Below are 13,906 nucleotides of genomic sequence, written 5' to 3' on the forward strand. Positions count from 1 at the left end.
CGGATCGGCGCACTGCGTCACAATATACCGGCTTTGTGACAAAACGGCCTGATGAGCCCATTCGGCGGGCGACAGGCGCTATCAAAAAGATATTCACCCATGCAGGTTTTCCGCGGCTTCCGGCACCCGGGCGTGGCTCCGGCCTGCGCCTTGACCATCGGCAATTTCGACGGCGTCCACCGTGGCCACCAGGCCATGCTGGCGCTCCTGCAGACCGAGGCGCGGCAGCGCGGCCTGCCGAGCTGCGTGCTGACCTTCGAGCCCCATCCGCGCGACTATTTCGCCGCACTCGCGAAGAAGCCCGAGCTGGCCCCGGCGCGCATCGGCACGCTGCGCGACAAGCTCGGCGAGCTGGCCGCCTGCGGTGTCGCGCAGACCGTGGTGCTGCCCTTCGATGCCCGGCTGGCCTCGCAGTCGCCCGAGGAATTCATCCAGAACGTGCTGGTCGACGGCCTGGGCGCGCGCTACGTGCTGGTGGGCGACGACTTCCGCTTCGGCGCCAGGCGCGCGGGCGACTACGCCATGCTCGACGCGGCCGGCGATGCCCGCGGTTTCGACGTCGCGCGCATGAACAGCTACGAGATATCGGACCCTCACGCGCGGCTTCGCCCCGCTGCCCCCCGAGGGGGTGCGCCCGTCTTGGGGCGGCCCGGCGACGGGCACGGCCTGCGCGTGTCGAGCTCGGCCGTGCGCGAGGCGCTGGCCGAAGGCCGCATGGCCGATGCCCAGACCCTGCTGGGCCGGCCCTACGCCATCTCGGGCCACGTGGTGCACGGGCGCAAGCTGGGCCGCGCGCTCGGCGCCTCGGCGCCGGGGCAGGACGACGGCTTCCGCACCCTCAACCTGCGCTTCAAGCACTGGAAACCGGCGGCCAGCGGCATCTTCGTGGTGCTGGTGCATGGCCTGTCCGAGCGGCCGCTGCCCGGCGTCGCCAACCTCGGCGTGCGGCCCTCGCTCGACCCGAACGACGTCAATGCCGGCCGGGTCCTGCTCGAGACCCATTGCCTCGAGTGGCCCTCTCACCTGGGCGCCGAAGGGGCCTACGGTAAAATCGTGCGCGTGGAACTGCTGCACAAATTGCACGACGAATTGCGCTACACCAGCCTCGAAGCCCTCACCGCGGGCATCGCGAAGGATGGACGCGACGCGCGTGCCTTCTTTGCATCCACCCACGCAGAAACCCACCGCCAGACCACGCGCGATCGAATTTAGCCCTGCACGCCCCGTGCTGCCGCCCTTCGACAAGCTCAGGGCGAACGGCTTTTCTTCCGCACCGACGCCCTTTGTGCCGTTCGGGCTGAGCCTGTCGAAGCCCACTGTTTCGCACCCCCAACATGTCTGACGCTGCCGCCCCCACCGATTACCGTTCCACGCTGAACCTGCCCGACACCCCCTTCCCGATGCGCGGCGACCTGCCCAAGCGCGAACCGGGCTGGGTCAAGGAATGGAACGACGCCGAGCACGGCACCTACCACCGCCTGCGCCTGGCCCGCCGCGGCGCGCCCAAGTTCATCCTGCACGACGGCCCGCCCTACGCCAACGGCCAGATCCACATGGGCCACGCGGTGAACAAGATCCTCAAGGACATGATCACCAAGGCGCGCCAGCTCGAGGGCTACGACGCGCTCTACGTGCCGGGCTGGGACTGCCACGGTCTGCCGATCGAGAACGCCATCGAGAAGCAGTTCGGCCGCAACCTGAGCCGCGACGAGATGCAGGCCAAGAGCCGCGCCTACGCCACCGAGCAGATCGCGCAGCAGATGGCCGACTTCCAGCGCCTGGGCGTGCTCGGCGAATGGGACCATCCCTACAAGACCATGGACTTCGCCAACGAGGCCGGCGAGCTGCGCGCGTTCAAGCGCGTGATCGAGCGCGGCTTCGTCTACCGCGGCCTGAAGCCGGTCTACTGGTGCTTCGACTGCGGCTCGTCGCTGGCCGAGTTCGAGATCGAATACGCCGACAAGAAGAGCCAGACCATCGACGTGGCCTTCAAGGCGCACGAGCGCGAGAAGGTGCTCGCCGCCTTCGGCCGGCCCGATGCGCTGGGCGACGTCTTCGCCGTCATCTGGACCACCACCGCCTGGACCATCCCGGCCAACCAGGCGATCAACCTCAACCCCGAGCTCGAGTACGCGCTGGTCGACACCGAGCGCGGCCTGCTGATCCTGGCCGCCTCGCTGGTCGAGATGTGCATGACGCGCTATGCGCTCGACGGCAAGGTGATCGCCACCGTCAAGGGCGAGGCGCTCGGCGGGCTCGAGTTCGAGCATCCGCTGTACGACGTCGACGCGGGCTACCGCCGCCTGTCGCCGATCTACCTGGCCGACTACGCCACCGCCACCGACGGCACCGGCCTGGTCCACTCCTCGCCCGCCTACGGCCTGGACGACTTCAACTCCTGCGTCGCCCACGGCCTGTCCTACGACGACATCCTGAACCCGGTGCAGGGCAACGGCAGCTACGCGCCCGATTTCCCGCTGTTCGGCGGCCAGAACATCTGGAAGGCCGTGCCAGCGATCATCGCCGCGCTGCGCGACGCCAACCGCCTGCTGACCACCGAGACCATCAGCCACAGCTACCCGCATTGCTGGCGCCACAAGACGCCGGTGATCTACCGCGCCGCGGCCCAGTGGTTCATCCGCATGGACGAGGGCGAGGGCGTGTTCACCAAGGACAAGGCGCCCAAGACGCTGCGCCAGACCGCGCTCGACGCGATCGAACAGACCAGCTTCTATCCGGAGAACGGCAAGGCCCGCCTGCACGACATGATCGCCGGCCGGCCCGACTGGTGCATCAGCCGCCAGCGCAGCTGGGGCGTGCCGATCCCCTTCTTCCTGCACAAGGACTCGGGCGAGCTGCATCCGCGCACGATGGAGATCCTCGACCAGGCCGCCGACATCGTCGAGAAGGGCGGCATCGAGGCCTGGAGCCGCGTGACGGTCGAAGAGATCCTCGGCGCCGAGGACGCGCCGAGCTACACCAAGAGCACCGACATCCTCGAGGTGTGGTTCGACTCGGGCTCGACCTTCTATCACGTGCTGCGCGGCACCCACCCCACGGTGCACCACGAGACCGGCCCCGAGGCCGACCTCTACCTCGAAGGCCACGACCAGCATCGCGGCTGGTTCCACTCGTCGCTGCTGCTGGCCTGCGCGCTCGAAGACCGCGCGCCGTACAAGGGCCTGCTCACGCACGGCTTCACCGTCGATGCCAAGGGCATCAAGATGAGCAAGTCGCTCAAGAACGGCATCGATCCGCAGGAGATCAGCAACAAGCTGGGCTCGGAGATCATCCGCCTGTGGGTGGCCGCGAGCGACTACTCGGGCGACATCGCGGGCGACGACAAGATCCTCGCGCGCGTGGTCGACGCCTACCGCCGCATCCGCAACACGCTGCGCTTCCTGCTGGCCAACACCAGCGACTTCGACGTCGCGAAGGACGCACTGCCGCTTTCGGAGCTGTTCGAGATCGACCGCTACGCGCTCGCGCGCGCCGCGCAGTTCCAGGACGAGATCCTCGCGCACTACAAGGTGTACGAGTTCCACCCGGTGGTCGCCAAGCTGCAGATCTACTGCTCGGAAGACCTCGGCGGCTTCTACCTCGACATCCTGAAAGACCGCCTCTACACCACCGCGCCCGGCTCGCGCGCGCGCCGCAGCGCGCAGACCGCGCTGTGGCACATCGCGCAGGCGATGCTGCGCTGGATGGCGCCGTTCCTGAGCTTCACGGCCGAGGAGGCCTGGAAGATCGTCGGCACCGGCCAGGCCGGCGACTCGATCTTCACCCAGACCTACAGCCGCTTCGACGCACCCGACGAGGCGCTGCTCGCCAAGTGGAGCCGCATCCGCGAGATCCGCGACGCGGTGAACAAGGAGATCGAGACGGTGCGCGCCGAGGGCCAGGTCGGCTCCTCGCTGCAGGCCAACCTGCGCGTGACGGCTCCGGCCGAGGATTTCGCGCTGCTGGGTTCGCTCGGCGAGGACCTGAAGTTCGTCTTCATCGCCTCGGCGATCGAGCTGGCCGCGGGCGAGGCGCTGGCCACGGCGGTCGTGCCGAGCACGGCGCAGAAATGCGAGCGCTGCTGGCACTACCGCGACGACGTGGGCCACGATCCGGCCCATCCGACGATCTGCGGGCGCTGCACCAGCAACCTGTTCGGCGCCGGCGAATCGAGGAGCTTCGCCTGATGGCCGCCACCCGCACCGTCTCGGCCTCGCGCTCGCGCGGCGCCGGCATCTGGCCCTGGCTCGCGCTGGCGCTGATCATCGTGATCATCGACCAGTTCACCAAGACGCTGATCCTCGGCTACTACAAGCTCGGCGACGCCACCTACGTCACCAGCTTCTTCAACGTCGTGCGCGCGCACAACACGGGCGCGGCCTTCTCGTTCCTGGCCGACCATTCGGGCTGGCAGCGCTGGCTGTTCACCGGCATCGGCGTGGCGGCGGCCGTGTTCATCGTCTGGATGCTGAAGTCGCACGCGGGCCAGAAGCTGTTCTCGTTCTCCATGGCCTGCATCCTGGGCGGCGCCATCGGCAACGTGGTCGACCGGATGATGCACGGCTACGTGGTGGACTTCCTGAGCTTCCACGCGGGCGGCTGGTACTTCCCGGCCTTCAACGCGGCCGACAGCGCGATCACGCTCGGCGCGATCTGCCTGATCCTCGACGAGATCCGAAGGGTGCGGCGCGGCAAGTAGCGGCCCACCGTCTTTTTTTGCTCCCTCGAAGGGCGCGCCGGGAATCCCGGCGCGCCCTTCGCGCATTCGGGCGCACGGGTTTTCATCGATCCCGCGCTGTCATGGCGGGGTCATACTGCCGCGGTCCAATGTAATCGATTACATAGCACCTACCCATGAGCATCCAGGCAGTCGCGGCCAAGGCCGGCGTTTCCGTCGCCACCGTCTCGCGCGTCTTCAATTTCCCCGACAAGGTCAGCGGCGCCACGCGCGACCTGGTCGAGCGCGCGGCACGCGAGCTGAACTACCTGCCGAATGCCAGCGCCCGCACCCTGCGCACCCAGCGCAGCCGCGTGCTCGGCGTGGTGCTGCCCACGCTGCTGAACCCCACCTTCGCCGAATGCCTGCAGGGCATCGCGCAGGCGGCCGTGGCCGGCGGCTACGCGATCATCCCGGTCACCACCGGCTACAAGCTCGACGAGGAGGAGCGCGCGGTCCACATGCTCCTGGCCGGCAATGTCGACGGCCTGATCCTCGTGGTCTCCAACCCCTCGACCTCGAAGGCGCTCGAGCGGCTGCGCGCCCAGCGCGTGCCCTACGTGCTGGCCTACAACCGCCATCCCGCGCATCCCTGCGTCACGGTCGACAACGAGGCCGCCGTCGCCGACGCGGTGGCGCGGCTGGTGCTGCTGGGCCACCGGCGCATCGCGATGGTCAGCGGCACGCTGGCGGCCTCCGACCGCGCGCAGCAGCGCTACCGCGGCTATCAGAAAGGCATGGCCGATGCCGGCCTCAAGCCGCAGCCGCTGGTCGAGGTGCCTTTCGTCGAGAGCGCGGTCGAACGCCTCGCGCGGCTGCTGCAGCTGCGCCACCGGCCCAGCGCGCTGGTCTGCTCGAACGACCTGCTCGCCATCCGCAGCATTCGCGCCGCGCACCGCAGCGGCCTGGCCGTGCCGGCCGACCTCAGCGTGATCGGCTTCGACGGCATCGCGCTCGGCGAGGACCTCACGCCCGCGCTCAGCACCATCGCGCAGCCCAACAGCGACATCGGCCGCCACGGCGTCGAGCTGCTGATCCAGGCCATGGCCGGCGGCGGCGCGCTCGACGCCGACGCCAGCCTGCTGCTGCCCCACGTGTTCCGCGACGGCGAATCGTGCGCCGCCGCGCCCGACGGCGACCCGGGCGACATCGCCTGACGCCCCTTTTCTCCCGACCGCTTCAACCCACCCGCCACAGGAGCTTCTCCCATGTCCTCTCCCTTGCGCCGCATCGCGCGCCTCGGCCTGCTCGCCGCCGCGCTCGTCGGCGGCAGCGCCGCCTTCGCGCAGACCGCCATCTGCTACAACTGCCCGACCGAATGGGCCGACTGGGGCACCCAGCTGAAGGCCATCAAGGCCAGGACCGGCATCACCGTGCCGCCCGACAACAAGAACTCGGGCCAGTCGCTCGCGCAGATGGCGGCCGAGAAGGCCAGCCCGGTGGCCGACGTCACCTACCTCGGCGTGACCTTCGCGGTGCAGGCCGCCAAGGACGGCCTGGTCGAGCCCTACAAGCCGGCCGCCTGGAAGGACATCCCCGACGGCCTCAAGGACCCCGCCGGCAACTGGTTCACCATCCACTCGGGCACGCTGGGCTTCATGGTCAACGTCGACGCGCTCAAGGGCAAGCCGGTCCCCAAGTCGTGGGCCGACCTGCTCAAGCCCGAGTACAAGGGCCTGATCGGCTACCTCGACCCGGCCTCGGCCTTCGTCGGCTACGTCGGCGCGGTCGCGGTCAACGAGGCGCGCGGCGGCACGCTCGACAACTTCAAGCCGGCCATCGACTACTTCAAGGCGCTGCAGAAGAACGAGCCGATCGTGCCCAAGCAGACCTCGTACGCGCGCGTGCTCTCAGGCGAGATCGCGATCCTGCTCGACTACGACTTCAACGCCTACCGCGCCAAGTACAAGGACAAGGCCAACGTCGCCTTCGTGATTCCGAGCGAAGGCACGCTGGCCGTGCCCTACGTGATGAGCCTGGTGGCCAAGGCGCCGCACGCGGCCGACGCCAAGAAGGTGCTGGACTTCACGCTGTCCGACGAGGGCCAGGCGATCTGGGCCAAGGCCTACCTGCGCCCGGTGCGCGCCGGCGCGATGCCCAAGGAGATCGAGGCCCAGTTCCTGCCCGCGAGCGACTACGCGCGCGCCAAGAGCGTGGACTACGGCCGCATGGCCGCGGCGCAGCGCGCCTTCTCCGACGAGTACCTGAAGGAAGTGCGCTGAGCCGCACCGCATGAGATGACGCAGGCCACCGCCACCATGCCCCCGGACGGCGCCGCCGGCGCCTGGACCCCGCGCTGGCGGCTGCTGGCCTGCGCCCTGCCCGCGGCCGCCTTCTTCGCGGCCTTCTGGCTGCTGCCGGTGGTGCGGCTGCTCGCGCTGCCCGCCGACAAGGGCTGGGCCACCTACTTCGCCGTGCTGACCGACGCGCGCTACCTGCAGAGCATGGCCAACACCGTGCTGCTGTCGGCGGCGGTCACGCTGGCCACGCTGGTGCTCGGCGCGGCGGTGGGCATCTACCTCGCGCGCCATGCCTTCCGGGGCCGGCGCGTGCTGCTGTCGCTGCTCACGCTGCCGCTGTCCTTTCCGGGCGTGATCATCGGCTTCTTCGTGATCCTGCTCGGCGGCCGCCAGGGCGTGGTGGCGAGCCTGAGCGATGCCCTCATCGGCGAGCGCATCACCTTCGCCTACGGCCTGCTCGGGCTGTTCCTGGCCTACCTGTATTTCTCGCTGCCGCGCGCCATCGCCACCTACGCGGCCGCGGCCGAGGCCATGAACCTGCAGCTCGAGGAGGCCGCGCGCTCGCTCGGCGCCTCGCGGCTGCGCGTGGCGCGCGACGTGTGGATGCCCGAGCTCGCCCCCACCACCCTGGCCTGCGGCGCGATCCTGTTCGCGACCTCGATGGGCGCCTTCGGCACCGCCTTCACGCTCGCGAGCAAGTTCGAGGTGATCCCGATCACCATCTACAACGAGTTCACCAACTACGCGAACTTCGCGCTCGCGGCCTCGCTGTCGATCGCGCTCGGCCTCGTGACCTGGCTGGTGCTGTTCGCCGCGCGCCGCTTCGGCGCGAACCCCGTCGCACGCTGAGGCCGTCATGCGAACGAACACCCGGCCCCAGGCCCCTTTCCTGCTCGCGATCACGCTGGTCGTGAGCCTGTTCATGATCGCGCCGATGCTGCTGTCGGTGATGGCCGGCCTGGTCAACAACTACAGCACCGGCCTGAAGAGCGGCCTCACCCTGCGCTGGCTCGGCGAGGTGTGGGAGAACTACGGCGGCACCGTCGGCTGGTCGCTCGCGCTGGCCGCGGCCTGCGTCGCCTGCACCGTGCTGCTCGGCGTGCCCTGCGCCTATGCGCTGGCGCGCAGCCGCTCGCGCGCGGCCCATGTCTTCGAGGAACTTCTGACCCTGCCGGTCGCGGTGCCGGGCCTAGCGACCGCGCTCGCGCTGATCCTCGCCTACGGCCAGCTCACGGCCTTCCGCCAGAGCTTCGCCTTCATCCTGGTCGGCCACGTCGTGTTCACGCTGCCCTTCATGGTGCGCACCGTGAGCTCGGCCTTCCAGCGCCACGAGCTGCTCGCGCTCGAGGAGGCCGCGCGCACGCTCGGCGCGAGCTTCCGCCAGCGTTTCATGGGCATCCTGGTGCCGGCCGTGTTCCCCGCCATCGTGGCCAGCAGCCTGATGGTGTTCACGCTCTCGGTGGGCGAGTTCAACCTCACCTGGATGCTGCACACCCCGCTCACGCGCACCCTGCCCGTGGGCCTGGCCGACAGCTATGCCTCGATGCGCATCGAGATCGGCTCGGCCTACACGCTGGTCTTCTTCGCCGTCATCCTCCCCGTGCTCTGGGGCCTGCAGTACCTCGCCCACCTGATCCAGAAACGCCATGGAACTTGAACGCGTCCCCATCGACATCGCCCACTGCGCGAAGACCTACGCCGACGGCACGCGCGGCCTGCAGCCCACCGACCTCCAGGTGGAGGCCGGCGAGGTGCTGGCGCTGCTCGGCCCCTCGGGCTGCGGCAAGACCACGCTGCTGCGGCTGATCGCGGGCCTGGAAACGCCCGACGCCGGCAGCCGCATCGCCTTCGGCGGCCAGGACGTGACGCAGCGCCCGGTCGAGCAGCGCGGCGTGGGCATGGTGTTCCAGAGCTACGCGCTGTTCCCGCAGATGACGGTGGCGGCCAACATCGGCTATGGCCTGCGCATCCGCGGCGTGGCGCCCGCCGAGGAGCAGCGCGCCGTCGGCGAACTGGTCGACCTGGTGCGCCTGGGCGGCCTCGAGAACAAGCGCCCGGCCGAGCTCTCGGGCGGCCAGCGCCAGCGCGTGGCGCTCGCGCGCGCGGTGGCGGTGCGCCCGCGCGTGCTGCTGCTCGACGAGCCGCTGGCCGCGCTCGACGCCAAGCTCAAGGAGTCGCTGCGCGACGAGCTCGCCGAGCTGCTGCGGCGGCTGCACATCACCGCCGTGCACGTCACGCACGACCAGCAGGAGGCGCTGGCCATCGCCGACCGGCTCGCCGTGATGCAGGCCGGGCGCATCGTGCAGGTGGGCCGCGGCGAGGACCTCTACCGCGCGCCCTCCCATCCCTTCGTGGCCGAGTTCCTCGGCCGCGTGAACCGGCTCGAGCGCGCGCCCGAGGCGCTGCGCGACGATGTCGTGCGGCTCGGCGGCAGCGCCCTGCCCTGCCCCGGCGCCTGGCGCGACCGCGCCATGCTGCTGGTGCGCCCCGAGGACATCGAGGTCGGCCCCGCGCAGCCCGCGCGGCCCGGCTGGGGCACCGCCACGGTCGAGCGCCGCACCTTCCTCGGCGACCGCGTGCAGTTGCAGCTGCGCGTGGCCGACCAGCCACGGATGCTGCTGGCCGACACCGCGCGCGACACGCCCTACGGCATCGGCGATGCCGTCGCCCTTCGCATCCACCCCGACCGATTGATGAGCCCGCAGGACACCCGCGCATGACCGCCACGACCCACGACACCTTCCTGGTCCAGCTCACCGACCTGCACATCCGCGAGCCGGGCCGGCTGGCCTATGGCCGCATCGACACCGCGCCCTACCTCGCGCGCGCGGTGCAGTCGGTGCTCGCGCTGCGGCAGGCGCCCGACGCGGTGGTCATCACCGGCGACCTCACCGACTTCGGCCGCGCCGCCGAGTACGAGCACCTCGCGCGCCTGCTGGCCCCGCTCGAGGCGCGGGGCATCCCCGTCCACCTGATGCCCGGCAACCACGACGACCGCGACCAGCTGCGCCGCAGCTTCCCCGGCCACGCCTACCTCGGCGACGGCGGCGACAGCGACGGCTTCGTGCAGTACGCGTTGAACGTCGGGCCGCTGCGGCTGATCGCGCTCGACACCGTGGTGCCCGGCGCCAGCCATGGCGCGCTGTGCGAGAAGCGGCTGGCCTGGCTCGAGGCCCGGCTCGGCGAGAGCCGGCGCGAGCCGGTGGTGGTCGCGATGCACCATCCGCCGTTCCAGACCCTGATCGGCCACATGGACGAGATCGGCCTGCTCGAGGGCGCCGCGGAACTCGAGGCCCTGATCGCGCGTCATTCCAATGTGGAACGCGTGATCTGCGGCCACCTGCACCGCGCCATCGACGTGCGCTTCGGCGGCACCCTCGCCTCGACCGCGCCCGCGCCCGCGCACCAGGTCTGCCTCGACCTCGCGCCCGACGCGGCCTCGGCCTGGACGCTCGAGCCCCCGGGCTTCCGCGTGCATGCCTGGTCGCCCACGACCGGCCGGCTGGTCACGCACCTCGCGGCCTCCGGGCATTTCGAGGGGCCGTATCCCTTCCACGACAACGGCGCGTTGATCGACTAGGACCCAGGCTGGCCTGCTCCGGCCACATGTGGAGAATGGGGGGTCGACGCAAAACCGAAACAGAACGAAAAGAAAGGATCAAGCCCGACACCCATGAAGCATCTTCTGAACCTGCTGGCGGCCGTCGCCCTGCTGGTGTGGGGCACGCACCTCGTGCGCACCGGCGTTCTTCGCGTGTTCGGCGCCAACCTGCGCAAGATCCTCGTGCAGAGCATGCGCAACCGATTCACGGCCGCCCTCTCGGGCATCGGCGTCACGGCCCTCGTGCAATCGAGCACCGCCACCTCGCTGATGACCTCCTCCTTCGTCGGCCAGGGCCTGATCACCCTGCCCGCGGCGCTGGCCGTGATGCGCGGCGCCGACGTGGGCACGGCGCTGATCTCGGTGCTGTTCTCCGCCGACCTGTCCTGGCTCTCGCCGATGTTCATCTTCGTGGGCGTGGTGCTGTTCATCAGCCGCCCGGCCAGCGTGGCGGGCCGCATCGGCCGCGTCTTCATCGGCCTGGGCCTGATGCTCCTGGCCCTCCAGCTGGTGGTCGAAGCCACCGAGCCGCTGTTCTCCTCGCAGGCGGTGCGCGCGGTGCTGGCCTCGCTCAACAGCGACGTGCTGCTCGAGATCACCATCGGCTCCGTGCTCGCGATCGCCTCGTACTCGAGCCTCGCGGTGGTGCTGCTGGTGGCGACCATGGCCAATTCGAACGTGGTGCCGCTCGACGTCGCGCTCGGCCTGGTGCTCGGCGCCAACCTCGGCAGCGGCCTGCTCGCGGTGCTGACCACCGCCAAGTCGGCGATCCCCGTGCGCCAGGTGACCATCGGCAACCTGCTGTTCAAGGCCCTGGGCGTGGCGGTGGTCGCGCCCTTCGTCGGCCTCTGGCTGCGCTACGTGCAGCCGCAGCTGCCGACGCCCACGCATGGCGTGGTGCTGTTCCACCTGGCCTTCAACATCGTGATCAGCATCGGCTTCATCGGCCTCACGCAGACGGTGGCGAAGCTGGTGACGCGCATGCTGCCCGAGCCCGCGCCCTCGGCGGCTTCGCTGCGGCCGCACCACCTCGATCCCTCGGCGCTGTCGACGCCGACGCTCGCGATCTCCAATGCCGCGCGCGAGGCGCTGCACCAGGCCGACATCGTGGAGACGATGCTGATCGGCGTGCTCGACGTGATCCGCCGCAACGACCTCAAGCTGGCGCAGGAGCTGCGCCAGCTCGACGACACGGTGGACGAGCTCTATTCGGCGATCAAGTACTACATGACGCGCATCTCGCGCGAGGCCCTCGGCGAGGAGGAGAGCCGGCGCTGGACCGACATCATCAGCTTCACGATCAACATGGAGCAGATCGGCGACATCATCGAGCGGGTGATCCAGGACGTGGAGGACAAGAAGATCAAGCCGCAGCGCAACTTCTCGGAAGCGGGGATGGCGGAGATCGTCGAGCTGCACGGGCGGCTGGTGGCGAATCTGCGGCTGTCGATGAGCGTGTTCCTGAACGGGAATGTTCGGGATGCGCAGAAGCTGCTCGAGGAGAAGGCTCGGTTTCGGGATCTGGAGCGGGCTTATGCGACGACGCACCTGGATCGGTTGTCGGATCGGACGACGTTGAGCATCGAGACGAGTTCATTGCATATCGATCTGATCAGCGATTTGAAGCGGATCAATTCGCATATCTGTTCCATTGCTTATCCGATCTTGGAGTCGGCTGGGGCTTTGGCGCCTTCTCGGCTGAAGGAGTCTCGGTTGGGGAAGATCGAGGGGTAATGGTCTTTTTTAGGCAGTAGGCCGGGTCTCGCCCCGGCGGGCGACTTACTTTCTTTGTCTCGCTGTATGGACCGGGCACATGGTGGACAGGTGTGCGAGGACATGGTGGACACATTCTGCATGGTGGCTCAGGCCTCGCGCAGGTCGATCTCGCGCAGCTTGTGGTGCACGAAGTAGACGTCGTAGCAGCCCTCTCGCCCGGGCTGCGCGCGCAGCGCGATCTCGTGGTCCTTGAGTGCTGCGGACACCTTGAAGCGCTTGCTCTTGAAGCGCACCTCCCCCAGCCAGCCGACCTTCACCACCGTGTCGTTCGGGCCGTACTCGAGCGGTGGCAGCGTCCTCGGATAGGCCCTCTCGCTGGCGCGATACCGGCTCGCCGGGGTGTTCATGCCCAGCGCCTGGTGCGGGCGCTCATGGTTGTAGATACGCCTCCAGCGATCGAACTGCTGCTGTGCCTGCGCCAGATCCTGGAAGCTGCGCCCGGCCAGCAACTCCGCCTTCAGGCTGCGATGGAAGCGCTCGTCCTTGCCGTTGGTCTGCGGGTGATAGGGGCTGCTGAAGCTCACCCGCACGCCCAGGCGGATGAGCCACAGCGCGAGTTCGCTGAGCTGGCCCGGCTCGCGCGGACTGCCCCAGGGTGCGCCGTTGTCCGCATTGATGCGCACCGGCAGACCGTAGCGGGAGAAGACGTCCTGCAACTGCTCCTTCACGCTGGCCGTTTGCTGGCGGGCACAGGCGCGCAGGGCCAGGTTGTAGCGAGAGTGGTCGTCCAGCAGCGTCAGCGGATGGCAGGGCCCCGCTGCGGTGGACACGTAGCCCTTGAAGTCGATCTGCCAGAGGCTGTTGGGCGCCTCGTGCTCGAAGCGCTGCCAGGCGGTGGCCGCACTGCTGGCCTGGGCGCTGATGAGGCCGTGGCGCTTGAGGATGGAGTTGACGGTGCTCGGAGCCAGGCAACCCTGTCCGAGGTCGCTCAGGCGCCGTGCGAGCTTGCGTGCGCCCCAGGCAGGGTGCTGCTGGCGCAGCGAGACGATGGATTGTTGAAGTTCGGGCGAGGTCTCGCCGGGGCTGTGGTGCGGGCGGCGACTGGCATCGCCCAGGCCGGCGGCACCCAGCGTAGCGCTGCGTGCGAGCCATTTGTAGCCGGTCTGTGGGCTGATGCCGAAACGCCGGCACAGCTCACGCCGGTTGGCGCCTTCCTGGCGTGCCAGGGCAACGAACTCTTCTCTCAGGCTCATGGTGTCTCGGGTGCTCCAGGGCATGGTCGTCTTCCGATCGGGCGATACGCCCGATGGTGTCCACCATGTCCTCGCACACCTGTCCACCATGTGCCCGGTCCATACATCTCGCCAAAGAAAGTAAGCAAAGAAAGGCGACCCCGCTGTCTGTGTCCCTCCGCTTCGCTGCGGGCAACCTGCGGTGCTCGGAGAAAGCGGGGGTCCGCAGAACTCGCTCCACTTCGTTGCGCTCAGACAGCTGCGGCCCTGATCCCGCTTTCTCCTGCGCTCCTCGGCACAGCCAGAGGGGACTAGGGTCAACGCGCCATGGCGCGTCCTTGTGTGTGGGGTGTGCGGGTGCGTAAGCCTTGGATCTTTCACCCAGGCCGAGCAACGCGAA

At 69.1% G+C, this 13,906-nt stretch carries 11 protein-coding genes; 10 read left to right on the top strand and 1 reads right to left on the bottom strand.

Annotation, left to right across the window (positions count from 1 at the left end):
• Nucleotides 1-99 precede the first annotated feature (99 nt).
• The 10 genes from AC1HIL_RS28155 to AC1HIL_RS28200 all read left to right on the top strand — a co-directional run bounded on the left by AC1HIL_RS28155 (nt 100) and on the right by AC1HIL_RS28200 (nt 12,292).
• Complete coding sequence (locus AC1HIL_RS28155; RefSeq protein WP_057595033.1) at nt 100-1,212, top strand: bifunctional riboflavin kinase/FMN adenylyltransferase; 1,113 nt, start codon at nt 100-102, stop codon at nt 1,210-1,212.
• Nucleotides 1,213-1,334: 122 nt separating this feature from the next.
• Nucleotides 1,335-4,187 (top strand): isoleucine--tRNA ligase, encoded by a 2,853-nt coding sequence (gene ileS / locus AC1HIL_RS28160; protein ID WP_479670543.1) that lies wholly within the window; start codon nt 1,335-1,337, stop codon nt 4,185-4,187.
• Complete coding sequence (lspA, locus tag AC1HIL_RS28165) at nt 4,187-4,699, top strand: signal peptidase II (RefSeq protein WP_093355750.1); 513 nt, start codon at nt 4,187-4,189, stop codon at nt 4,697-4,699. The genes ileS and lspA overlap by 1 nt, the downstream gene beginning before the upstream one ends.
• A 155-nt stretch (nt 4,700-4,854) precedes the next feature.
• A complete protein-coding gene (locus tag AC1HIL_RS28170; protein WP_057595036.1) occupies nt 4,855-5,874 on the top strand; it encodes a LacI family DNA-binding transcriptional regulator in 1,020 nt (339 codons plus the stop codon).
• A 51-nt stretch (nt 5,875-5,925) separates the two neighbouring features.
• Complete coding sequence (locus tag AC1HIL_RS28175) at nt 5,926-6,939, top strand: ABC transporter substrate-binding protein (RefSeq protein WP_057595037.1); 1,014 nt, start codon at nt 5,926-5,928, stop codon at nt 6,937-6,939.
• 15 nt (nt 6,940-6,954) lie between these two features.
• Nucleotides 6,955-7,806, top strand: a complete 852-nt coding sequence (locus AC1HIL_RS28180) for an ABC transporter permease (protein WP_412179952.1) — start codon at nt 6,955-6,957, stop codon at nt 7,804-7,806.
• 7 nt (nt 7,807-7,813) lie between these two features.
• Complete coding sequence (locus tag AC1HIL_RS28185; protein WP_479670544.1) at nt 7,814-8,614, top strand: ABC transporter permease; 801 nt, start codon at nt 7,814-7,816, stop codon at nt 8,612-8,614.
• Entirely contained in the window at nt 8,604-9,677 is a 1,074-nt protein-coding gene (locus AC1HIL_RS28190) for an ABC transporter ATP-binding protein (protein WP_479670545.1), read from the top strand. Before AC1HIL_RS28185 ends, AC1HIL_RS28190 begins: the two co-directional genes overlap by 11 nt.
• Nucleotides 9,674-10,537 (top strand): phosphodiesterase, encoded by an 864-nt coding sequence (locus tag AC1HIL_RS28195; RefSeq protein WP_296741004.1) that lies wholly within the window; start codon nt 9,674-9,676, stop codon nt 10,535-10,537. The genes AC1HIL_RS28190 and AC1HIL_RS28195 overlap by 4 nt, the downstream gene beginning before the upstream one ends.
• 93 nt (nt 10,538-10,630) lie before the next feature.
• The gene (locus tag AC1HIL_RS28200) at nt 10,631-12,292 is read left to right on the top strand and encodes a Na/Pi cotransporter family protein (RefSeq protein WP_057595041.1); all 1,662 of its coding nucleotides are present in this window, start codon (nt 10,631-10,633) and stop codon (nt 12,290-12,292) included.
• Nucleotides 12,293-12,420: 128 nt separating this feature from the next.
• Here AC1HIL_RS28200 and AC1HIL_RS28205 read toward each other — a convergent pair whose 3' ends face one another.
• Nucleotides 12,421-13,551, bottom strand: a complete 1,131-nt coding sequence (locus AC1HIL_RS28205; protein WP_413762712.1) for an IS481 family transposase — start codon at nt 13,549-13,551, stop codon at nt 12,421-12,423.
• Nucleotides 13,552-13,906: the final 355 nt, after the last annotated feature.

The sequence above is a fragment of the Variovorax sp. ISS6 genome (assembly GCF_056523145.1).